22 protein-coding genes are annotated in these 21,593 nt (G+C 54.3%); 14 read left to right on the forward strand and 8 right to left on the reverse strand.

The features are described 5' to 3' along the window. Nucleotides 1–72 precede the first annotated feature (72 nt). The 7 genes from potG (at nucleotide 73) to N1249_RS07075 (ending at nucleotide 6,952) form a co-directional block, all read left to right on the forward strand. Nucleotides 73–1,206 (forward strand): putrescine ABC transporter ATP-binding subunit PotG, encoded by a 1,134-nt coding sequence (gene potG / locus N1249_RS07045; RefSeq protein WP_014069509.1) that lies wholly within the window; start codon nucleotides 73–75, stop codon nucleotides 1,204–1,206. 10 nt (nucleotides 1,207–1,216) lie between these two features. Beyond that, nucleotides 1,217–2,170 carry a putrescine ABC transporter permease PotH gene (potH, locus tag N1249_RS07050; protein ID WP_166717117.1) on the forward strand — a complete coding sequence of 318 codons (954 nt, stop codon included), beginning with the start codon at nucleotides 1,217–1,219 and terminating at the stop codon, nucleotides 2,168–2,170. Further along, on the forward strand, nucleotides 2,167–3,012 hold the full coding sequence (gene potI, locus N1249_RS07055) for a putrescine ABC transporter permease PotI (protein WP_182060167.1): 846 nt from the start codon (nucleotides 2,167–2,169) through the stop codon (nucleotides 3,010–3,012). The genes potH and potI overlap by 4 nt, the downstream gene beginning before the upstream one ends. A gap of 42 nt (nucleotides 3,013–3,054) precedes the next feature. Beyond that, nucleotides 3,055–3,552, forward strand: a complete 498-nt coding sequence (locus N1249_RS07060; protein WP_259838019.1) for a YbjO family protein — start codon at nucleotides 3,055–3,057, stop codon at nucleotides 3,550–3,552. Between the two features lie 40 nt (nucleotides 3,553–3,592). Continuing rightward, on the forward strand, nucleotides 3,593–4,720 hold the full coding sequence (gene rlmC, locus N1249_RS07065) for a 23S rRNA (uracil(747)-C(5))-methyltransferase RlmC (protein ID WP_259836017.1): 1,128 nt from the start codon (nucleotides 3,593–3,595) through the stop codon (nucleotides 4,718–4,720). A 71-nt stretch (nucleotides 4,721–4,791) separates the two neighbouring features. Beyond that, nucleotides 4,792–5,499, forward strand: a complete 708-nt coding sequence (locus tag N1249_RS07070; RefSeq protein ID WP_259836020.1) for a response regulator transcription factor — start codon at nucleotides 4,792–4,794, stop codon at nucleotides 5,497–5,499. Beyond that, complete coding sequence (locus tag N1249_RS07075) at nucleotides 5,483–6,952, forward strand: ATP-binding protein (protein ID WP_259836024.1); 1,470 nt, start codon at nucleotides 5,483–5,485, stop codon at nucleotides 6,950–6,952. The genes N1249_RS07070 and N1249_RS07075 overlap by 17 nt, the downstream gene beginning before the upstream one ends. 84 nt (nucleotides 6,953–7,036) lie before the next feature. On the opposite strand, the gene artJ is transcribed toward N1249_RS07075, so the two are convergent. From artJ to N1249_RS07105, 6 genes are all read right to left on the reverse strand, one after another. After that, nucleotides 7,037–7,768: an arginine ABC transporter substrate-binding protein ArtJ gene (artJ, locus tag N1249_RS07080; RefSeq protein ID WP_259836027.1), complete on the reverse strand. Its 732-nt coding sequence runs from the start codon at nucleotides 7,766–7,768 to the stop codon at nucleotides 7,037–7,039. 177 nt (nucleotides 7,769–7,945) lie between these two features. Further along, entirely contained in the window at nucleotides 7,946–8,614 is a 669-nt protein-coding gene (gene artM, locus N1249_RS07085; protein ID WP_259836031.1) for an arginine ABC transporter permease ArtM, read from the reverse strand. Continuing rightward, nucleotides 8,614–9,330, reverse strand: a complete 717-nt coding sequence (gene artQ, locus N1249_RS07090) for an arginine ABC transporter permease ArtQ (protein WP_182060174.1) — start codon at nucleotides 9,328–9,330, stop codon at nucleotides 8,614–8,616. Before artQ ends, artM begins: the two co-directional genes overlap by 1 nt. A gap of 6 nt (nucleotides 9,331–9,336) precedes the next feature. Next, on the reverse strand, nucleotides 9,337–10,068 hold the full coding sequence (gene artI, locus N1249_RS07095) for an arginine ABC transporter substrate-binding protein ArtI (protein WP_259836036.1): 732 nt from the start codon (nucleotides 10,066–10,068) through the stop codon (nucleotides 9,337–9,339). A gap of 18 nt (nucleotides 10,069–10,086) precedes the next feature. After that, a complete protein-coding gene (gene artP / locus N1249_RS07100; RefSeq protein WP_014069520.1) occupies nucleotides 10,087–10,815 on the reverse strand; it encodes an arginine ABC transporter ATP-binding protein ArtP in 729 nt (242 codons plus the stop codon). 226 nt (nucleotides 10,816–11,041) lie between these two features. Next, a complete protein-coding gene (locus N1249_RS07105; RefSeq protein WP_259836039.1) occupies nucleotides 11,042–11,560 on the reverse strand; it encodes a lipoprotein in 519 nt (172 codons plus the stop codon). A gap of 107 nt (nucleotides 11,561–11,667) precedes the next feature. Here N1249_RS07105 and N1249_RS07110 point away from each other — a divergent pair, with 107 nt between their 5' ends. From N1249_RS07110 to N1249_RS07120, 3 genes are all read left to right on the forward strand, one after another. Continuing rightward, entirely contained in the window at nucleotides 11,668–11,991 is a 324-nt protein-coding gene (locus N1249_RS07110) for a heavy metal-binding domain-containing protein (RefSeq protein WP_112012253.1), read from the forward strand. Next, on the forward strand, nucleotides 11,988–12,818 hold the full coding sequence (locus tag N1249_RS07115; protein ID WP_259836044.1) for an N-acetylmuramoyl-L-alanine amidase: 831 nt from the start codon (nucleotides 11,988–11,990) through the stop codon (nucleotides 12,816–12,818). Before N1249_RS07110 ends, N1249_RS07115 begins: the two co-directional genes overlap by 4 nt. 274 nt (nucleotides 12,819–13,092) lie before the next feature. Next, complete coding sequence (locus N1249_RS07120) at nucleotides 13,093–13,716, forward strand: helix-turn-helix domain-containing protein (protein WP_259836047.1); 624 nt, start codon at nucleotides 13,093–13,095, stop codon at nucleotides 13,714–13,716. Here the strand turns inward: N1249_RS07120 and N1249_RS07125 are convergent, their stop codons facing one another. Next, nucleotides 13,717–14,349, reverse strand: coding sequence for a hypothetical protein (locus tag N1249_RS07125; RefSeq protein ID WP_259836049.1), 633 nt, complete (start codon nucleotides 14,347–14,349; stop codon nucleotides 13,717–13,719). Next, the gene (locus N1249_RS07130) at nucleotides 14,349–15,926 is read right to left on the reverse strand and encodes a peptidoglycan-binding protein (protein ID WP_259836057.1); all 1,578 of its coding nucleotides are present in this window, start codon (nucleotides 15,924–15,926) and stop codon (nucleotides 14,349–14,351) included. Before N1249_RS07130 ends, N1249_RS07125 begins: the two co-directional genes overlap by 1 nt. Before the next feature lie 300 nt (nucleotides 15,927–16,226). Between N1249_RS07130 and gspC the strand changes: the two genes are divergently transcribed. Genes gspC through gspF form a run of 4 tightly spaced genes read left to right on the forward strand, consistent with a single transcriptional unit; the run spans nucleotide 16,227 to nucleotide 21,590 of the window. Further along, nucleotides 16,227–16,958, forward strand: a complete 732-nt coding sequence (gene gspC / locus N1249_RS07135) for a type II secretion system protein GspC (protein WP_259836059.1) — start codon at nucleotides 16,227–16,229, stop codon at nucleotides 16,956–16,958. Nucleotides 16,959–16,971: 13 nt separating this feature from the next. Then, on the forward strand, nucleotides 16,972–18,891 hold the full coding sequence (gspD, locus tag N1249_RS07140) for a type II secretion system secretin GspD (protein ID WP_259836070.1): 1,920 nt from the start codon (nucleotides 16,972–16,974) through the stop codon (nucleotides 18,889–18,891). Between the two features lie 12 nt (nucleotides 18,892–18,903). After that, complete coding sequence (gene gspE / locus N1249_RS07145; RefSeq protein ID WP_311202539.1) at nucleotides 18,904–20,382, forward strand: type II secretion system ATPase GspE; 1,479 nt, start codon at nucleotides 18,904–18,906, stop codon at nucleotides 20,380–20,382. Beyond that, complete coding sequence (gene gspF, locus N1249_RS07150) at nucleotides 20,382–21,590, forward strand: type II secretion system inner membrane protein GspF (protein ID WP_259836073.1); 1,209 nt, start codon at nucleotides 20,382–20,384, stop codon at nucleotides 21,588–21,590. The genes gspE and gspF overlap by 1 nt, the downstream gene beginning before the upstream one ends. Nucleotides 21,591–21,593 lie beyond the last annotated feature (3 nt).

Raw genomic sequence — 21,593 nt, forward strand, 5'->3', positions numbered from 1 at the left:
TAAGTACCGCCCGGCGATGCGCACCCTGAAGGTGCGTTTGCACCAGTATTGATCTATGCCGGAGAACACCCCGTGAATGACGCTACCCCCCGCCCGCAGGCGAAAGTCCGTAAAGCGCTGACCCCGCTTCTTGAAATCCGCAACCTCACCAAATCCTTTGATGGCCAACATGCCGTAGACGATGTCAGCCTGACTATCTATAAAGGCGAAATTTTTGCCCTGCTTGGTGCATCTGGCTGCGGTAAATCCACGCTGCTGCGAATGCTGGCGGGCTTTGAGCAACCCACCGCCGGGCAGATTGTGCTCGATGGTGTCGACCTCTCCAGCGTGCCGCCGTATCAGCGTCCGATCAACATGATGTTCCAGTCTTACGCCCTGTTCCCGCATATGACGGTAGAGCAGAACATCGCGTTTGGCCTGAAGCAGGACAAACTGCCGAAAGCCGAAATTACCGCGCGTGTGGCCGAAATGCTGAGCCTTGTTCACATGCAGGAGTTCGCGAAGCGTAAACCGCATCAGCTCTCTGGCGGGCAACGTCAGCGTGTGGCGCTGGCGCGAAGCCTGGCGAAACGCCCGAAACTGCTGCTGCTTGACGAACCGATGGGTGCGCTGGATAAAAAACTGCGCGACCGGATGCAGCTCGAAGTGGTGGATATCCTTGAGCGCGTGGGCGTGACCTGCGTGATGGTGACCCACGACCAGGAAGAGGCGATGACCATGGCCGGACGTATCGCGATCATGAATCGCGGTAAATTCGTGCAGATTGGCGAGCCGGAAGAGATTTATGAACACCCGACCACCCGCTACAGCGCGGAGTTTATCGGTTCTGTCAACGTCTTCGAAGGGCTGCTGAAAGAGCGCCAGGAAGACGGGCTGGTGATTGAATCCCCGGGGCTGGTGCACCCGATTAAGGTCGACCCGGATAACTCCGTGGTGGACAACGTGCCGGTGTATATCGCGCTACGTCCTGAGAAAATCATGCTCTGTGAAGATCCGCCAGCCGATGGCTATAACTTTGCCGTGGGGGAAGTGGTGCACATTGCTTATCTGGGTGACCTCTCTATCTACCATGTCCGTCTGAAAAGTGGACAGATGCTCAGCGCCCAGTTGCAAAACGAACATCGCTATCGCAAAGGGTTGCCGACCTGGGGCGATGAAGTGCGTCTTTGCTGGGATGCGGATAGCTGCGTCGTACTGACGGTATAAGGAGCGGACAATGAGTACACTTGAACCTCCAGCCCGCGTACAAAAACCGGGTGGTTTTGCGCACGGACTGACGCGCTTTAAGATGGCGCACGGACGCAAGCTGGTGATCGCCATGCCTTATATCTGGCTGATCCTGCTGTTCCTGATGCCGTTTTTGATCGTTTTCAAAATCAGCCTGGCAGAGATGGCGCGGGCGATCCCGCCGTATACCAACCTGATGGATTGGGCCGACGGACAGCTGACCCTGACGCTGAATCTGGGTAACTTCCTGCAACTTACCGACGATCCGCTCTATTTTGAGGCCTATTTGCAGTCATTGCAGGTGGCGGCGATCTCGACGATCTGTTGTCTGCTGTTGGGTTATCCGCTCGCGTGGGCGGTGGCGCACAGTAAGCCATCGACGCGTAATATTCTGCTGCTGCTGGTGATTTTGCCGTCGTGGACCTCGTTCCTGATCCGTGTGTATGCGTGGATGGGGATCCTGAAAAATAACGGCGTGCTGAATAACGTCCTGATGTGGCTTGGGGTTATCGATCAGCCGCTGACGATCCTGCATACCAACCTCGCGGTCTATATCGGCATTGTGTATGCCTATCTGCCGTTTATGGTGCTGCCAATTTATACGGCGCTGACGCGTATTGATTACTCGCTGGTGGAAGCCTCCCTTGATTTGGGCGCTCGTCCGTTGAAAACCTTCTTTAGCGTGATTGTACCGCTCACCAAAGGCGGGATTATTGCCGGTTCGATGCTGGTGTTTATCCCGGCGGTAGGGGAGTTTGTTATCCCTGAACTGCTCGGCGGCCCGGACAGCATCATGATTGGCCGCGTGCTGTGGCAGGAGTTCTTCAACAACCGCGACTGGCCGGTGGCGTCTGCGGTGGCGATTGTGATGTTGCTGCTGCTGATCGTGCCGATCATGTGGTTCCACAAGTACCAGCAAAAACAGATGGGGGATCACGGATGAACAACTTACCGGTAGTGCGCTCCCCGTGGCGCATTCTGATCCTGGTGCTCGGGTTTACCTTCCTGTATGCGCCGATGCTGATGCTGGTTATCTACTCCTTTAACAGCTCGAAGCTGGTGACGGTGTGGGCGGGCTGGTCAACGCGCTGGTACAGCGAATTGTTCCACGATGATGCAATGATGAGCGCGGTGGGGCTGAGCCTGACCATTGCGGCGTGCGCCGCCACCATGGCATCGATCCTCGGTACCATTGCGGCAATGGTGATGGTGCGTTTTGGTCGTTTCCGCGGGTCTAACGGTTTTGCGTTTATGATCACCGCGCCGCTGGTTATGCCGGATGTGATAACCGGTCTGTCGCTGTTACTGCTGTTTGTGGCGCTGGCTCATGCGATTGGCTGGCCTGCGGACCGCGGGATGCTGACCATCTGGCTGGCTCATGTCACCTTCTGTACCGCCTACGTGGCCGTAGTGATCTCCTCGCGCCTGCGGGAACTGGATCATTCTATTGAAGAGGCCGCCATGGATCTTGGCGCCACGCCGCTGAAGGTGTTTTTCATCATTACCCTGCCGATGATTATGCCTGCGGTGATCTCCGGCTGGCTGCTGGCGTTTACCCTGTCTCTGGACGATCTGGTGATTGCCAGCTTCGTGTCTGGCCCGGGGGCGACAACCCTGCCGATGCTGGTCTTCTCCAGCGTGCGTATGGGGGTTAACCCTGAGATTAACGCCCTGGCCTCTATCATCCTTGGTGTGGTCGGCGTTGTCGGTTTTATCGCCTGGTATCTGATGGCGCGTGCTGAAAAACAACGCGTGCGTGATATCCAGCGTGCAAGACGCGGCTGAAGCATTTAAAATTTCCAGTGAAGTGCCGCGCGTGTCGCGGCACTGTTTTTCAGGGAAGCAAAAACATTGGGATTCTTTAAAAAATCACGTCAAACGCACGCCCGTCTGAACGTACCTGCGCTGGTGCAGGTGGCGGCGCTCGCCATTATTATGATCCGCTGTCTTGATGTGCTGATGATTCTGAATACGCTGGGTGCGCGGGGTATCGGTGAATTCATCCACCGCAGCGTGCAGACGTGGAATCTGACGCTGGTTTTTTTGAGTAGCCTGGTGCTGGTGTTTGTTGAAATTTACTGTGCGTTTTCTCTGGTTAAAGGGCGTAACTGGGCGCGCTGGGTTTACCTGCTTACGCAGGTTGTGGCCACGGGTTACCTGTGGGCAGCCTCTCTGGGTTATGGCTACCCGGAGCTGTTCAGCATTGCAGGGGAATCTAAACGTGAGATTTTGCGCGCGCTGTTTATGCAAAAACTGCCGGATATGCTGGTTCTGTTCCTGCTTTTTATCCCCGCTTCCAGCCGGAGATTCTTCCGTCTGCAATAATGTGTATAATCGCAGCCCTCGTTATTCTTAAGGTTTTCATATGCAGTGCGCACTCTATGACGCGGGTCGCTGCCGCTCCTGTCAGTGGATAGAACAGCCCGTCTCGCAACAACTCACCGCCAAAATGGCCGACCTGCAACAGCTGCTGGCTGAACACGCGGTGGGGGAGTGGTGCGCACCTGTCAGTGGGCCGGAGCAGGGTTTTCGCAATAAAGCCAAAATGGTGGTCAGCGGCAGCGTGGAAAAACCGCTGCTGGGGATGCTGCACCGCGACGGCACGCCGGAAGATTTAACCGATTGCCCGCTCTATCCTGCTTCGTTTGAACCGGTTTTCGCCGCGCTGAAGCCTTTTATCGCCCGCGCCGGGTTAACGCCCTATAACGTGGCCCGCAAACGCGGCGAGCTGAAATACCTCTTACTCACCGAAAGCCAGCGCGATGGCGGCATGATGCTGCGTTTTGTGTTGCGCTCAGAAGCCAAGCTGGAACAGCTGCGCGCGGCACTGCCGTGGCTTCAGGAACAGTTACCGCAGCTTAAGGTGATTACGGCAAATATTCAGCCGGTGCATATGGCAATCATGGAAGGGGACCAGGAAATCTTCTTCACCGGGCAGCACGCACTGGGCGAAAGCTTTAACGATGTGCCGCTGTGGATCCGCCCGCAGAGCTTCTTCCAGACTAACCCGGTAGTGGCGAGCGCCCTGTACGCCACCGCCCGCGACTGGGTGCGGGCGCTGAACATCAAGCATATGTGGGATCTGTTCTGCGGCGTGGGCGGGTTTGGCCTGCACTGCGCCACGCCAGAGATGCAGCTCACCGGAATTGAGATCTCCGCCGAGGCTATCGCCTGCGCAACGCAATCGGCGGCCGAGCTTGGGTTAACGAATCTTCATTTCCAGGCGCTGGACTCCACGCAGTTTGCCACCGGCCAGGGCAAGGTGCCGGAGCTGGTGCTGGTGAATCCTCCGCGTCGTGGCATCGGTAAAGCGCTGTGCGACTACCTGAGCCAGATGGCGCCGGATTACATTGTCTATTCCAGCTGCAACGCGCAGACCATGGCGAAAGATATCGCTAACCTGCCTGGCTACCGCATTGAACGCGTGCAGCTTTTCGATATGTTCCCGCATACCGCGCATTATGAAGTGCTGACGTTGCTCGTTAAATATTAAACAAAATGTGAACTCTTCCACCCCGTGAAATCAGGTAAGCTTACGTCATAAGAAATGAATAAGGCTTACCCATGAAGCAGATCCTGCTGGTGGAAGACGACCACGACATCGCGGCGCTTCTGCGACTCAATTTAGAAGATGAAGGCTACGCCATCACCCACGAGCCCGACGGGGGCAACGCCCTGCAGCGTCTTGAAAAACAGCCGTGGGATGCGGTGATCCTCGACCTGATGCTGCCCAACGTTGACGGGCTGGAGATTTGCCGCCGCATCCGTCAGATGACGCGCTACCTGCCGGTCATTATTATCAGCGCCCGCAGCAGCGAAACCGACCGTATTACCGGGCTGGAAACCGGCGCCGATGATTATCTGGCTAAGCCGTTCTCGGTGCAGGAGCTGATTGCGCGCATTAAAGCGCTGTTTCGCCGCCAGCAGGCTATGGGGCAGGCGCAAACCGACGGTCAAATTCAGGCTCACGGGCTGACTATCGACCCACTTGCGCGCAGCGTGCTGCTTCACGGCCAGGTAGTGGATCTCACGCCGCGTGAATTCGAGCTGCTGTACTTCTTTGCCCGTCATCCCGGCGAGGTGTTTTCCCGGTTAGCGCTGCTGGAGCAGGTCTGGGGCTATCAGCACGAAGGCTATGAGCACACCGTTAACACCCACATCAATCGCCTGCGCATCAAGATTGAGAAGGACGCCGCCGAGCCGGAGATTATTCGCACCGTCTGGGGCAAGGGCTATAAATTTGCGGAGCCAAATCATGATGCGACGCTTTAGCCTGAGCCAGCGCCTGACGCTGCTGTTCATCCTGCTGATGATGCTCTGCGCCACCGTCGCCTGCGCGGTACAGCTCTACAGCAGCACGCAGTACGGTAACGCGATGGTGCAGCGGCTGTCGGGCGGGCTGGCGCAGCAGATCGTCCAGCGCGAACCGATTCTGGACGCGCAGGGCAGGGTCGACCGAACGTCACTCAAGCCGCTGTTTGACCGGCTGATGACCTTTAATCCGAGCGTTGAGCTGTACGTCGTCTCCCCGGATGGTGATATCCTGGCCGATGCCGCACCGCCGGGGCATATTCAGCGGCAAAAAATCGACCTGGCGCCGGTTCAGACCTTCCTGAGCGGTACCGCTATACCGATCCTGGGCGACGATCCGCGCAGCCAGAATAAAAAAGTCTTTAGCGCCACGCCGCTGCGGCAGGACGGCGAGCTAAAAGGCTATCTGTACATTATTTTGCAGGGCGAGGAGTCGAACGCGCTGGCGGAGATGGCCTGGCATAAGGCGCTGTGGAGCACGGTGCTGTGGTCATTGCTGTGGGTCGCGCTGTTTGGCCTGCTGGCGGGCCTGCTGATCTGGTACTGGGTCACGCGCCCGGTAAAACAGCTGACGGTCGAAGTCGCCGGGCTGGATCGGGACAGCATGAGCGCAATCAGGCAGCTGGCGGTAGAAATGCCTGACGCGACGGCAAAGGATGAAGTGGCGCTCCTGCGCAACAGCTTTATCGAGCTGGCGCGCAAAATCACCTCCCAGTGGGATCAGCTGGCTGACAGCGATCGCCAGCGCCGGGAATTTATCGCCAATATCTCTCATGATTTACGCACACCGCTGACCTCGCTCCTGGGCTACCTGGAAACGTTGTCGCTGAAATCCGCCACCCTGACCCCGCAGGAGCATCAGCAGTATCTGACGACTGCGTTGCGCCAGGGGCAAAAAGTACGCCATCTTTCACAGCAGTTGTTTGAGCTGGCGCGCCTGGAGCACGGCGGCATAAAGCCGCAGCGCGAGCGGTTCGCGATGGCGGAACTGATTTCCGACGTGGCGCAGAAGTTTGAGCTCACCGCCCGCACGCGCGAGGTGAATCTGCATATTGACGTGCCGGGACCGCTGCCGCAGGTGTTTGCCGACGTGTCGATGATTGAGCGCGTGGTGACCAATCTGCTGGATAACGCTATCCGCCATACGCCAACTGGTGGAGAAATTCGTCTGGCGGTATGGCAAGAAGGCGAGCAGTTGCAGGTGGAAGTGGCGGATAGCGGCATGGGTGTGGATGCAGCGTTGCGGGACGATCTGTTTGTGCGGCCTTCGGCGTTAAACACGCAGGCGTCGCGGGATAACCGTGGCGGGCTGGGGTTGTTGATTGTGAAGCGGATGCTGGAGCTACACGGCGGTGGGATCAGGCTGATGGAGTCGGTGAGTGGGGCGCGTTTTCGTTTCTTTGTGCCCTTATAGAGTTGCCGGATGGCGTTGCGCTTATCCGGCCTACAATTCCCCCCGTAGGCCGGGTAAGGCGAAGCCGTCACCCGGCAAAAACAATTACTGCGGGAACCACTGATCGCTGATTTTCTGATAGGTGCCGTCAGCTTTAATGGCTTTCAGGGCGCCGTTCAGTTTTTCCAGCAAGGCTTTGTTATCCGGGCGAACCGCGATACCCAGACCGGTACCGAAGTACTGTGGATCGGTGACTTTCCCGGTTGCTGTACCCAGCTGCGGGTTGGTTTTCAGCCACTCGTTCACCACGGCGGTGTCACCGAACACGCCATCAATACGGCCGTTTTTCAGGTCGATAATCGCATTCTGATAGCTGTCATAGGCCACGGTTTTCACTTCCGGATGTTTGTCCTGAAGGTATTTCTGGTGCGTGGTGCCGTTTTCCATACCGATGCGTTTGCCTTTCAGCTCGTCAAAGGATTTATAAGCACCTTTCTTCGCAATCACCACGGCGGAGTTCGCGTAGTACGGGTCGGTGAAGGAAACCTGTTTGCTACGCTCTGGCGTGATATCCATACCGGAGATCACTGCGTCGTATTTTTTGAATTTCAGCGACGGGATCAGGCTGTCAAAGGCGTGGTTGGTGAAAGTGCAGTCGGCCTGCATCTGTTTGCACAGCGCTTTTGCCAGGTCGATATCAAAACCGACGATCTGGTTGCTGGCATCCAGGGATTCAAAAGGTGGGTAAGTGGCAGATACGCCGAAATTGATTTTATCTGCGGCTGCTGCGCCAGCGGCGAAAGTTGCCAGTAATGCGGCCAGAACTAACTTTTTCATTTTAATGCTCCCGTCTGTCAATCTGTCTTATGCGCCGTGTCTGCGGCATGGACGTACAATGCCAGTGATTGAATTTATATGCAATAAAAATGATTAAATATTACTTAATAAATAAAAAAAGACGGGCAGTGTTTAGACTTGCCCGTCTTCGTAATTTGTGATTATGCAAATGCTGATTTAATTACGGCGTTCAAACGCCAGCGCTTTACGCTCGATTAAACGCATCATCAGCGTCAGCAAACCATTCACTACCAGATACACCAGGCCCGCTGCGCCAAACACCATGACATCGTAGGTGCGTCCATACAGAAGCTGCCCGTGGCCCATCACTTCCATCAGCGTAATGGTGTAGGCCAGAGAGGTACTCTTGAACACCAGCACCACTTCGTTGGAATACGATGAGAGCGCACGTTTAAACGCATACGGCAGCAGGATCGCCAGCGTGTCTTTCTTGCTCATCCCCAGCGCGCCGCAGGACTGCCATTGTCCTTGCGGGATCGCGCGGATCGCACCGTAAAACAGCTGCGTGGTATAGGCCGCGCTGTTCAGCGAGAGAGCAATCAGGGCACACAGCCACGGCTCGGAGAGCAGGTGCCAGATAACCGGGTAGTTCTGCAAAGACGGGAACTGCCCAGGCCCGTAGTAAATCAGGAAGATCTGCACCAGCAGCGGCGTACCGGTAAACAGGGTGATATAGCCGCGCACAATCCACACCAGCACCGGCGTTTTCAGCGTCAGGATGATGGTAAAAATGAGTGCCAGGATCAGCGCCACGATGATGGACGCCACGGTCAGCGTCAGGCTGGTGTGCAGCCCTTTCATCAGCTCGGGTAAATACTCAAGCATCAGCCTGGTCTCCGTTCAAAACGCGTTGCACGCAGGTCAATACGCTTAAGGATGTACTGACTCAGCAACGTGATCACCAGGTAGATAGCCGCAGCCACAATGTACCAGGTAAATGGCTCCTGGGTGCGGGTCGCGATACTTTTGGTTTGCAGCATCAGGTCGTTCACGCTGATAAGGCTCACCAGAGCCGTATCTTTCAGCAGAACCAGCCACTGATTGCCCAGCCCCGGCAGGGCATGTCGCCACATCTGTGGCATCACCAGACGGAAGAAGATCGCTGATTTCGACAACCCCAGCGCCTGGCCGGATTCCCACTGCCCCTGAGGCACCGCTTTTAGCGCGCCGCGCAGCGTCTGCGACGCATAGGCGGAATAGAGCAGGGAGAGCGCGATCACGCCACACAGGAACGGGCTGACGTCAAAATTCTCAATCTGCATCTGAATCGGGATCTGTACCACACCAAGATTGATGGTGAAGCCGTCAGACAGCATTAGCAGCAGCTGCGAGGAGCCGAAATAGATGAACAGGACTACCAGAATTTCGGGTAGCCCACGCAGCACGGTGACCAGCGCTGAGCCCGTCCAGGCGACGGGGAACCATTTAGCCGATTCCCACACCGCGAAGAACATCGCCAGCACCAGGCCGATAATGAGTGCACAAACGGCAAGGCCGACGGTCATCCCAGCGGCGCTTGCTAAAGGAAAAATTTCATTCATCAGGAATTACTTCTGGAACCATTTTTTGTAGATGGTTTCGTAGGTGCCGTCTTTCTTCACTTTTTCCAGCGCAGCGTTGAATTTCTGCTGCAGCTCAGTGTTGCCCTGACGAACGGCAATCCCCAGACCTGTGCCGAAGTAGTCCTTATCGGTCACTTTGTCGCCCACAGCGGCCAGTTTATCGTTGGCTTTCAGCCATTCGGTCACCACGGCGGTATCACCAAATACGCCATCGATACGGCCGTTCTGCAGATCCAGCTTCGCATTCTGATAGCTGTCGTAAGGAACGGTGGTGATTTCCGGATGTTTATCCATGATGAATTTCTGGTGCGTGGTGCCGTTCTGTACGCCCACTTTCTTGCCTTTCAGCTGATCAACAGAGGTGTACTTCCCTTTCTGACCAATGAACAGGGCAGAGTTGTCATAGTAAGGGGTAGTGAACAGAACCTGTTTTTCACGCTCAGGGGTGATGTCCATACCCGCCATGACGGCGTCAATACGGCGGAACTTCAGGCTTGGGATCAGGCTGTCGAACGCCTGGTTGCTGAAGGTACAGGTGGCATCGATCTCTTTACACAGGGCGTTAGCCAGATCGACATCGAAGCCAACAATTTTGTTGTTCGCATCGATGGATTCAAACGGAGGATAAGACGCTTCGGTAGCGAAACGAATAGTCTGGGCTGCGGTAGCGGAAAGGCTGACGCTCGCAAGCAGTGCTGCAATCAATACTTTTTTCATTATCATTTCCCTAACACATCAGTGAGATAAGTAATTTTTAAAGGCATCGGTTTGCGGATTTGTGAAGCAGCTTGCATCGCCTTGCTCGACGATAAATCCGTTTTCCATGTAGACCACGCGGCTGGCGGTTTTACGCGCCACTTCCACTTCATGGGTTACGATAACCTGCGTAATGTTGGTTTCCGCCAGCTCACGAATAATGCTTACGATCTGGGCGGTGATTTCCGGGTCGAGTGCCGCCGTCGGCTCATCAAACAGCAGTACGGCCGGTTCCATCATCAGGGCGCGGGCAATGGCCACACGCTGCTGCTGACCACCGGAAAGGTGCAGTGGATAACGATCGCTGTAAGGCTTAAGACGCAGACGTTCCAGCAGTTTTTCGGCACGAGCCATCGCCTGATCTTTGCTTAAACCGAGCACACGACAAGGCGCTTCAATCAGGTTTTGCAGTACGGTCAGGTGCGGCCAAAGATTGTATTGCTGAAATACCATGCCCACGTTCTGACGCAGTTCGCGAATGGCTTTATCAGACGGCGTTTTCGCGAAATCAAAGTGGTTACCGGCAATCGCCAGCGTACCTGAACGAGGCATTTCAAGCAGATTGAGGACACGCAGAAGGGAGCTTTTGCCTGCGCCGCTTGGGCCGAGCAAAACCAGCGTTTCGCCCTCGGGGCAGTTCAGCGTGATGTCGAACAGCGCCTGGTGTGCGCCGTAGAAGCAGTTAATGCCGTTTAGTTTAATACTCATCGGGGCAGTCTTTACTCATCCAGGCAATCTATAGCAATTGAGGCCGCAGATAGTACCGTTGACAGAATAGTTATGCAATATTTATGCGTTAAAAGTTAAATATAACCCGTAATACCTTCTAAACATAGCACAAAATAGCGAAGGGCAATGGCGGCGAGTATAAATGTCGGCATTCCGCATGAAATGCCGCACATTTTACGGGGTTAACAATTTTGTAACGGATGGTTTAGCGGTTCTCAATCGACTGGCGCAGTGTGCCTGCCGGGGCATGAACACTGCCTCCCACGTAGCGTACATCGTCGATAGCCCAGCACTGCCCTTCGCGGATCATCAGCACTTCATCCTGCCAGGATTGGGTTCCCTGGGTCAGTTTCACGCGCAGAGGAATGTTTCGCGCATCGGTATTAGGAATGGTGGATGCGCTGGCAACTTCGGCGCTGTCAGGGAGTGTTGTGCGGCTGGAGAACGGATCGTCTTTCAGCAACGTATTATGCTGCGGATCGCGACTTGCATCGTTCAGCAGTTTCGCCAGACCATCGCTCAGATACGGGCGCAGCGCGGTAATGTCGTTACTGCGGTGCTGAATACGATAATCATAGAACTGCTGCGCCACGGCATCCGGGCCACCGTCTATGCAGGGGCCGCTGCGCGTTCCGATATCCTTAAAAGCCGGCGTAACCGTCGTGGTGCAGGCGCTGAGCACCAGCGCGCATGGCACTAAAAGCGTTAAAGCAGAGTAGCGCATGTTGATTTCCTTATTTATTAACTATCCTTTCAATCATAGCGTAACGAACCGATAATGCTGGCTGAGTTGCACGCTAAGGCATTGAACGCTAAAGAAGGAGAGAAACGATGCAGTTTTCAACAACGCCAACCCTGGAAGGGCAGCCGATCATCGAGTATTGCGGTGTGGTAACGGGCGAAGCCATCCTGGGCGCGAATATCTTCCGCGACTTTTTTGCCGGGATCCGCGACATCGTCGGCGGGCGCTCTGGCGCGTATGAAAAAGAGCTGCGTAAAGCGCGCGAAATCGCGTTCAAAGAGCTGGGCGAGCAGGCCAAAGCCCTGGGCGCTGATGCGGTTGTCGGGATTGATATCGACTACGAAACGGTGGGCAAAGATGCCAGTATGCTGATGGTGAGCGTCAGCGGCACGGCGGTGAAAACCCGTCGATGAAGCGTTTGCTCTCCACGCTCCTGCTGGCGCTGTTGCTGGCAGGGTGTGCCGCTGAAAAAGGCATTGTCGATAAAGGCGCGTACGAGCTGGATACCCGTCATCAGGCGCAGGCGGCATACCCGCGTATAAAGGTGCTGGTTATTCACTACACCGCCGATGATTTTGACAGCTCGCTGGCAACACTGACGGATAAAAACGTCAGCTCTCATTATTTGATCCCCGCACAACCCCCCACACCTGACGGTAAACCGCGCATCTGGCAACTGGTGCCGGAGAGTGAGCTTGCCTGGCACGCGGGCATCAGCTTCTGGCGTGGCACGAACCGTATAAATGATACCTCTGTGGGGATTGAGCTGGAAAACCGCGGCTGGCAAAAAACGGGCGGAGACAAAATGTTCACGCCGTTTGAACCGGCGCAAATTGCCGCGCTTATCCCGCTTGCCAAAGACATTATTGCCCGTTACCACATCAAACCGGAAAACGTGGTCGCGCATTCCGATATCGCCCCACAGCGCAAAGACGATCCTGGCCCGCTGTTCCCGTGGCGTGAGCTTGCGCAGCAGGGAATTGGCGCATGGCCCGATCCGGCGCGCGTCGCGTTCTATATCAATGGCCGACCGCCCTATCAGCCGGTGGAAACTGCCGCATTGCTGGATTTACTCGCGCGTTACGGTTATGAGCTCCCGGAAAATAGTACCGAGGCTCAGCAAAAGCGGGTGATTACGGTATTTCAGATGCATTTCCGCCCACAACGCTGGAATGGTGTTGCTGATATAGAAACAATGGCAATTGCCGAAGCACTTTTAGAGAAATACGGGCAGGGGTGATCCTTCGGTATCCCCCGAATGCCTGGGCTTTCCCATGTTTTTCTTGAGATTAATCTTAAGTTCAAACTCAATTAATTTATAGTTAATTGACTTAAAATTACCCGCGTTTAATATAGACGTATAGCTTGCTAAGCATCTTCAGGGATTATGTTAATACTGCTTATCTATATTCAGTAACTGATCCTGGTTTTGATTCAACAATGCGCCGGATAATTTAATTAACGGGCGTATGTTCTCTATATTATTAATTTAATCATCTTAAACGGGTATAACAATGTTAAGCATTTATGGTAAAAAACTGCGTCCGCACGATGAAATGGAAGCCATTATTTCAGCAACATCAGGGTACAAAGAAAAAACGTTAAAAAAATGGCAAAAAATCTCAACGGCAGATTCTGAGTATATTCATATTATCGTCAGCGGTGAAATTGAGTTCCGCCGTGTATCTGACGAGTTGTGCGTGTTTACCTTACAAGGGCAGTGCATTTTTGGTCTGTCAGCTATTTTCTATAACTCTTCTCATATGTACGCTCTGGTGCGTGCAAACACGGTGGTACGCTCTATCAAAAAAGACGATTTTGCGCGCCTGATGACAGAGAAAAACCTGTGGCCTGAGCTGACCAAAGTGCTGTCATGGTATATCTGCCTGCTGAGCAAGCGCGATGACGTGCTGGTTGCCCGCAGTGCTTATTCCGTTGTCCGCGAATTTTTACTTGAGATCAATGAACTGATTGTACACCATCAACGTGATATTAACGTTTATGATTACATTCAGGAATACACCAACCTGGCGCGTAGTACCATTATTAAAATTCTCTCCGACCTGAAAAAAGGTCAGTATATTGTTGTCGAAAAGGGTCGCCTGATTAATATGACAACATTGCCGGAAAAATATTGATTATTCCAGCTGGTCTCCTTTCCTGGCTAAAGGAGACTCTTTAATTCCCTGGTGAATACTGTGTGATTGTGAAATATCCTGCGTTTCGTCAACGGGCGGCGCGGGAATTTTCCCCTGCGAGTAATCCTGCTGTTGTTCCTGCAATGCCTGCTTAAATAATTCTTTTAAAGATGAATCGTTATTATCCGTACTGTCGGAGGCATTCTCATGCGCATCTGTTCCTGGCAAGGTATCCCGTGAAGTGTCATGCGCAACATTACCCTCCGGTGCTTGTTGCCAGTCGGTATCATCGCTATTGAGCGGCAGATCCTGCATGGCGGGAAGATGTGCACTCTCATGCTGAGGCACCGGTTTCGGTTGCGGGTGCGGGAACGGTTTGCTCACGTACACATAATGCATATCTGAAAGCTGGGTTTCCGGTCTTGCGATACTCACTTTTACCGGCTCTGGCGCCGGGTGTCGCAGGTTCCAGTAAATGTGGGCATACACCCCGGCAATCAGCATGGCGCACAAACCTGCCATCCATAACAGGAACAGGCCGACGATCTTGTTAAATCCGGGAAAACGATACGAAAACCAGACGGCTTCCCCGGTGGTGTAGCTGCGCTGGGCTGCAAGACATATCGTGGACATTATGATTTTTTCTCCTGCGTTTTCGCCCCGGCCGCTGCCTGGGATGCCTGGATAAGAACGCTTGGGGTGGTGTTGGTCACCCGCATCAGCTGCATCAGGGTGTCTTCACCTGGAATACCATCCACATGCAGGTTCATTTGTTGCTGGAATATACGGGTGCGTTGCATTAATTCCGCCGTCCAGCTCTGGGCCTGCGTTTCCGGCCGGGAAAGCGCCTGGCTCAGCTGACTGTCGAGCCACGCAATATCTTTATTGCTGCTGGCGGCGCTGATCTCATCTTTACCCGCGGGCGTCAGACGATGCAGCTGGGTGTAATTCCCGGTGGCATGTTGGTTGAACCAGCTGCGGCTCACCTGCCAGGTGCGGTTATTCATTAACAGATCCATAGAGTCACTCCCGGCGCGGGCAACAACGGCATAGTTAAGATGATTGCCGGTTTTCAGTTCACTCACCCACGGGTAACCTTCCTGTGCCAGCTCTGCCACCGTGGCACGACCTTGTTTGCACATCAGGTTCACCTTCGCCGCGTTCTGGCACAGCGCATCCTCCGCCGAGGCATCGTAACCCCACATGAGATACAGCTGATGCATGGCATCCGGCTGATTAACCATTTCGTCATCAATAGCGGGGATCACCGGCGCCTTCACCTGCGGTTTTTGCTGTTTCCAGCTCGCCGGAACCGGCAGCTGAACAGGCAGTGTTGCGCTAAGGGTGGAGGTCAGATACCAGCCACAGGCGGCGAAGAGTACAGAGGCAAATAAGCCGACGGTAGCCAGCCGCTGGCGATGGCTGACCGGCGGAAGAACTTCGCCTGCCGCGAGGCGTAAATGACGCGGCCCAACCACCGGCGCGCGCTCTGTCCATGCGGCCAGCATCGAAAGATGGGCAAGCTCATTCAGTTTACTGAAGTTGCCTTTGGTCAGGGCGTGGAGTTTACGCACGCGGGCAGGGGCCAGAGGGGATGTTTCAGCGCCATGCGCTTCACACTGAGCCTGCACATAACTGAGAAATTCGCGGCAGGTCAGCGCCCGGATAGTGTGGTGCGTATGCACATATTCCCGAAGACCGGACTGCGCCAGCAGGTGAGCTTCCTGTTCGGCTGCGCCCATCAGTACCACTGACAATGAAATCTCAAGCTCCTGAGCGCGGGTCAGCAACATGGCGAGCAGGTCATGGCAGCTCTCTTTCATCGCTTCGATATGCGAAATCACCAGCACCTGATGCGTTACTTTGCGTGAGGGGTACGCCTTCTGCCAGTGGCCCAGTACCGTATCAATCGCCTGAATACGGGACGCACTCTCTTTGGTTCCTGGGTGGAGTTTATACAGCAGGCTGCTGGCGCTCAGTTTCGGGAAGGCGTTAATGGCCAGGACTGTCTGGTCGCCTTTCTTTAAGGCATCACTAAACTGACGGGTCAGTTGGGCATCGTTGCAAAAGAGTCCGGTTACCCCCGCCTGCCGGGTTTTTTCTTTCAGCAGGTTAAAGACATCCTGGTGATAGGGAACGAAAAAGTCGCCTGACAGGCGAGTGACTTTTCTGAATGGCGGAGTGTGAAAGTTGAAATGACTCTGATACATAACGTCTTACCGGCTCTTTATATGAATAGCAATGGTGCGAAAAGTAAGATAAGCCAGGAGTTTGGGCAATTAATAACCAGGGTAAAAATAACCTCCCGGCATGTCCTAACATCAGTTTATTTAACGGTCAATATTTTTCTGTATGAAAGTTAATGGCAAAGCCTGTGGTCGATACAAAACCGCCTGACTATTATTTTCATCACATATTGGCGCAGCACGCTGCTGCTTATTTTTGCTTTGCTAAAGGCCAGATGAATAATGAGGTTCTCATTTCTTTCCCGGTTGATTACGCCCTGTATTATGTTTGTATTGCTGATTTTTTGTGGTCAGCAAGGGTATGTCATCATTAAAGATTATAAAAAAGTTACCACTAAGTTAGCTAATGCTGATAAGCAGCCGAAAAAAAGTCGCCGTGAAGAGAAAGACTTTGCCCTTTTTACGGCCGCGGTACGTCAGGTTAACCAGCCGCAAGCGGTTAAAGCACCATTGGCCGCAGAGGTTGAAGGCATCGTAAGCAGTGACGACGCCTGGCTTTCCTTTGCCATGATCAAGACCTCTGGCGGGCAAAAAAGCTACCGCGAAGGGGAAGCCCTGACCGGGTTTAACGATGCGTTTATCGAAGAGATTAATAAAGATAATGTGGTGGTTAATTACGAAGGTACTACGCAGGTATTGGCATTAAAGAAACCTGATTATTTTAAAGGGGGCGTGGAGAGCGGCCCGGTAACCAAATCGACAAAAGATGCTGGCGCTGACAGCCTGCATCTTGATGATTATCTGGTGTTAAAGCCGTTAATCGAAAAAGGCCAACTGGAAGGCTATAACCTTAATCCACGGAATGCATCTTCTTTCTTCAGCCATTCCGGGCTGGAAAAGGGCGATGTGGCGGTGAAAATTAATTCAGTCGATATGACCGAAGCGTCACAGGCGAAAAATATTATTGCTAACTGGTCGAAAATGAAAGAGGCGGAGGTCGTCGTCAGGCGTCATGCGCACCTTGAAAATATTCGGGTTAATGTTCTAAACAATTAACAAGTGTACAGACATGAAGAAATTTCCATGGGCGTGCGTGGCGCTTACCGCATTGTCGTTATATTCCGGTTCGCTGTTTGCAGCAAACTTTAGCGCCAGTTTTAAAAATACCGATATTCGTGAGTTTATCGATACGGTAGGCCGTAATTTAAATAAAACCATTCTGGTCGATCCTTCCGTTCAGGGAACGGTATCGGTCAGAACCTATAACGTGCTGACGGAAGACGAATATTATCAGTTCTTCCTGAGCGTGCTGGATCTGTACGGTTTGTCGGTGATCCCGATGGATAACGGTATGGTGAAAGTGGTGCGTTCAAGCGTGGCGCGTACCGCAGGGGCCCCGATTGCCGACAGTAAAAATCCGGGCAAAGGGGATGAAATTATCACCCGCGTGGTGCGTATGGAGAACGTCCCCGTGCGTGAACTGGCTCCGCTTCTGCGCCAGCTCAACGATGCCTCGGGCATTGGCAACGTGGTGCATTTCGAGCCGTCTAACGTGCTGTTATTAACCGGTAAAGCCTCGGTGGTAAACCGTCTGGTAGACCTGGTTGAGCGCGTCGATCGCTCCGGGATGCAGCGCCGTGAAATCGTCCCGTTGCGCTATGCCTCCGCCAAAGAGCTTTCCGATATGTTGAACAACCTCAACAACGAAGAGCAGAAAGGGCAGAACGCACCGCAGCTGGCAACCAAAGTGGTGGCGGATGACGAAACCAACAGTCTGGTGATCAGCGGGTCGGAAGATGCGCGGGCGCGTACCCGCTCGCTTATCGGTCAGCTGGATCGTGAGCAGAATAACGAAGGCAACACCCGCGTGTTCTACCTCAAGTATGCCAGCGCCACCAAAGTGGTTCCGGTCTTAACCGGGATTGGCGAACAGCTGAAAGACAAAGCGGGTGCGGCAAAAGCGAAAACCGCCACTACCGCAACCGACCTGAATATTACGGCGGATGAATCCACCAACTCGCTGGTGATCACCGCCCAGCCAAACGTCATGAGCTCGCTGGAGAAGGTTATCGACAAGCTCGATATTCGTCGTCCGCAGGTGCTGGTGGAGGCGATCATTGCTGAGGTCCAGGACGGAAACGGACTGGATCTCGGTGTGCAGTGGACGGGTAAACACGGTGGGGTGCAGTTTGGTGCCACCGGATTACCGATTAGCCAGGTGAAGGATGGCACCCTGAAAGGGGCGAGTTTCACCGGGATGGCGACCGGCTTCTTTAACGGCGATTTCGGTGCGCTGATGACGGCGCTCTCGACCGAAGGCAAAAACGACATTCTCTCCACGCCGAGCGTGGTGACGCTGGATAACAAAGAGGCCTCGTTCAACGTGGGCCAGGATGTGCCGGTGCTCTCCGGCTCGCAAACCACCAGTGGCGATAATGTCTTTAACTCCGTAGAGCGTAAAACGGTGGGGACGAAGCTGAAGATTGTTCCGCAGATCAACGACGGCGACATGATCCATCTGAAGATTGAACAGGAAGTCTCCAGCGTGGATAACAGCGCCACGGAAGACGCCAGCCTCGGCCCGACCTTCAACACGCGCACCATTAATAACGAAGTGATGGTGCACAGTGGCCAGACGGTTGTGCTGGGTGGTCTGATGGAAAACGTCACCAAACAGTCGGTATCGAAAGTGCCGCTGCTGGGCGATATCCCGCTGGTGGGGCAGCTTTTCCGCTACACCTCGCAGGATACATCTAAACGCAACCTGATGGTCTTCATTCATACCACCGTGTTGCGTGATGACGATAACTACAGCGCGGCAACCAAAGAGCGTTACGACCAGATGCGTGCGCGCCAGCAGCAGCGTATTGAAGAGAAGAAACTGGGCATTCTTGCCCCCACGGATAATGCCGTGTTGCCTTCCTTCCCTGCACAGAACGGTGCGGCACCGGTGAAAGCCAGCGCCACACGCAATCCGTTCAAAGAGTAGCGGGGGTGTAACGTGGACGAACTGAGTAAATTTCTGTGCAGCGGCAGCTACGCGAAAGATAACGGCATCCTGTTTTACAGCGACGATGTCTATGTCCGTGACGATGTTCCGGCGTTTGCGCTGCTGGAGATGCGCCGGGTGCTGGGACGCTCATTCGTTCCCGTCACCCTGACAGCGGAAGCGTTTGAAGAGATGCTGGCGAAAATCTGGCAACAGAACAGCGGTGTCTCGCAACAGCTGGTTGACGACATGGATGCGGATATCGATCTGATGGCGTTAACCGAGGAGATCCCCGATAACGAGAATCTGCTGGATAACGACGAAAACTCTCCGGTGATCCGCCTGATCAACGCCATTCTTGGCGAGGCGGTAAAAGAGGGCGCGTCGGATATTCATATCGAAACCTTCGAACGCACGCTGAGTATCCGTTTTCGTGTCGACGGCGTGCTGCGACCGGTGCTGCAACCCGCGCGTAAACTCGCGCCGTTGCTGGTATCGCGTATCAAGGTGATGTCAAAACTCGATATCGCGGAAAAACGCCTGCCGCAGGATGGCCGTATTTCGCTGCGCATTGGCCGCAAGGCTATCGACGTGCGTGTGTCCACCATTCCATCGCAGTATGGCGAGCGCGTGGTCATGCGTTTGCTCGATAAAAGTAACCTCAAGCCGGATATCAACAAGCTCGGCCTGATTGATGAAGAGCTGGAAAAGTTAAAGGGGCTGATTGACCGCCCGCACGGCATTATCCTGGTCACCGGGCCGACAGGCTCCGGTAAAAGTACCACCCTGTACGCCATTCTTTCGGCGCTTAATGGCCATGAACGCAACATTCTGACCGTAGAAGACCCGATTGAGTATGAGCTGGAAGGGGTGGGACAGACACAGGTTAACCCGCGCGTGGACATGACCTTTGCCCGCGGGCTGCGCGCGATCCTGCGCCAGGACCCGGATGTGGTGATGATCGGGGAAATTCGTGACGGTGAAACCGCGCAAATTGCGGTGCAGGCGTCGCTAACCGGTCACCTGGTCATGTCTACGCTTCACACCAACAGCGCCGCGGGGGCGATTACGCGTCTGCGGGATATGGGGCTGGAATCGTTTTTAATTGGTTCATCGTTGCTCGGTGTCATTGCCCAGCGTCTGGTGCGTCGGCTGTGTACTCACTGCCGTACGACCAGTCCGCTGGACGACAATGAAAAAGTGCTGTTCAGCTTTATGGACACTCCGCCAAAAGCAATTTATCGCGCCGTGGGGTGCGAATATTGCCGCCAGAGCGGCTATCAGGGACGTGCGGGCATTCATGAATTCCTGGTGGTAGACAGCACCATGCGTCGCGCCATTCATGAAAATAAAGATGAAATGTCCATCGAAACGCAGCTTTTTAAGCAGGCCTATAGCCTGCGGGAAAACGGTCTGCTGAAGGTGATTAGCGGCGTCACATCACTTGAAGAGGTGATGCGAGTCACTGCCGAACGTGGAGGCGATGACTGATGGCCTTCTACGCATGGACGGCAACGGACGCCGCGGGGAAAACCCGGCGCGGCACGTTGCAGGCCGAGGGGCAAAAGCAGGTTCGCCAGATACTGCGCGAACAGAAGCTGATGCCGGTCAGCATTACCGAAACCCGCGAGAAGGCGGCGGCGGGGAAAGCCGCAACCGGCGCCAGGCTCTCCACGCCGGTGCTGTCGATGTTTACCCGCCAGCTCTCGACGCTGGTCAACGCCGCCTTGCCGCTGGAAAGCGCGCTCAAGGCGATTTCGAAACAGACGGAAGACAAAAAGCTGGCATCGATGGTGGTGGAGATCCGCGAAAAAGTGGTGGAAGGGCATACGCTGTTTGACGCTTTTAGCCAGTTTCCGCGCACCTTCGACAAGCTCTACTGCACGCTGGTGATGGCGGGTGAGAAAACCGGGCACCTGGGCGATGTGCTGGAAAAGCTGGCGGAATACAACGAACAGCGCCAGAAAATGAAAAGTAAGCTGACGCAGGCGATGGTCTACCCGATCACCCTGACGGTGGTGGCGATTGCGGTGATCAGCATTCTGCTGGTGGCGGTGGTTCCGCAGGTGATTGAACAGTTCACCCATATGAAACAGCAACTGCCGATAACCACCCGTACGCTTATCGCCGTGAGTGATTTCTTGCAGGCCTATGGGATTTACATCGCCGGTAGCCTGGCGGGCGCGTTTGTCGGGTTCAAAACCTGGATCAGAAACGGCAAAAACCGTTTTCGCTGGCACAGCTGGCTGGTAAACGGTTCGCCGATTAAAAAGCTGGTGTGCGCCATTAACAGCGCCCGCTACATCCGCACCCTGAGTATTTTGCAGGCGAGCAGTGTCCCGCTGCTGGAAGGGATGTATATCGCGATGGACGGTATCGAAAACCTCTGTGCGCGACAGGTCCTGGAGCAGGCGGCTGATACCGTTCGCCAGGGGGCGTCATTATATGCGGCACTGGAACAGGCGAAACTCTTCCCGCCAACCATGCTGTATATGATTGCTTCCGGTGAAGAGAGCGGTGAATTAGGCAACTTAATGGATCGCGCGGCAGAAAACCAGGAATCCGCGTTACAGCACCGCATTACATTAACACTGTCGGTTTTTGAACCGGCGCTGGTGGTACCAATGGCGACGATAGTTTTATTTATCGTGTTGTCAATATTACAACCGCTTCTGCAACTTAATAACATGGTAGGTTAATTA

Origin of the sequence: Enterobacter sp. CP102 (genome assembly GCF_025152625.1) — a bacterium.
GTDB lineage: Bacteria > Pseudomonadota > Gammaproteobacteria > Enterobacterales > Enterobacteriaceae > Enterobacter > Enterobacter soli.

Coding starts and splice junctions, on each gene's coding strand:
- potH (WP_166717117.1), top strand. CDS start 1,217: ATGAGTACACTTGAACCTCCAGCCCGCGTACAAAAACCGGGTGGTTTT.
- potI (WP_182060167.1), top strand. CDS start 2,167: ATGAACAACTTACCGGTAGTGCGCTCCCCGTGGCGCATTCTGATCCTG.
- rlmC (WP_259836017.1), top strand. CDS start 3,593: ATGCAGTGCGCACTCTATGACGCGGGTCGCTGCCGCTCCTGTCAGTGG.
- N1249_RS07070 (WP_259836020.1), top strand. CDS start 4,792: ATGAAGCAGATCCTGCTGGTGGAAGACGACCACGACATCGCGGCGCTT.
- N1249_RS07075 (WP_259836024.1), top strand. CDS start 5,483: ATGATGCGACGCTTTAGCCTGAGCCAGCGCCTGACGCTGCTGTTCATC.
- artJ (WP_259836027.1), bottom strand. CDS start 7,768: ATGAAAAAGTTAGTTCTGGCCGCATTACTGGCAACTTTCGCCGCTGGC.
- artM (WP_259836031.1), bottom strand. CDS start 8,614: ATGCTTGAGTATTTACCCGAGCTGATGAAAGGGCTGCACACCAGCCTG.
- artQ (WP_182060174.1), bottom strand. CDS start 9,330: ATGAATGAAATTTTTCCTTTAGCAAGCGCCGCTGGGATGACCGTCGGC.
- artI (WP_259836036.1), bottom strand. CDS start 10,068: ATGAAAAAAGTATTGATTGCAGCACTGCTTGCGAGCGTCAGCCTTTCC.
- artP (WP_014069520.1), bottom strand. CDS start 10,815: ATGAGTATTAAACTAAACGGCATTAACTGCTTCTACGGCGCACACCAG.
- N1249_RS07105 (WP_259836039.1), bottom strand. CDS start 11,560: ATGCGCTACTCTGCTTTAACGCTTTTAGTGCCATGCGCGCTGGTGCTC.
- N1249_RS07110 (WP_112012253.1), top strand. CDS start 11,668: ATGCAGTTTTCAACAACGCCAACCCTGGAAGGGCAGCCGATCATCGAG.
- N1249_RS07115 (WP_259836044.1), top strand. CDS start 11,988: ATGAAGCGTTTGCTCTCCACGCTCCTGCTGGCGCTGTTGCTGGCAGGG.
- N1249_RS07120 (WP_259836047.1), top strand. CDS start 13,093: ATGTTAAGCATTTATGGTAAAAAACTGCGTCCGCACGATGAAATGGAA.
- N1249_RS07125 (WP_259836049.1), bottom strand. CDS start 14,349: ATGTCCACGATATGTCTTGCAGCCCAGCGCAGCTACACCACCGGGGAA.
- N1249_RS07130 (WP_259836057.1), bottom strand. CDS start 15,926: ATGTATCAGAGTCATTTCAACTTTCACACTCCGCCATTCAGAAAAGTC.
- gspC (WP_259836059.1), top strand. CDS start 16,227: ATGTTTGTATTGCTGATTTTTTGTGGTCAGCAAGGGTATGTCATCATT.
- gspD (WP_259836070.1), top strand. CDS start 16,972: ATGAAGAAATTTCCATGGGCGTGCGTGGCGCTTACCGCATTGTCGTTA.
- gspF (WP_259836073.1), top strand. CDS start 20,382: ATGGCCTTCTACGCATGGACGGCAACGGACGCCGCGGGGAAAACCCGG.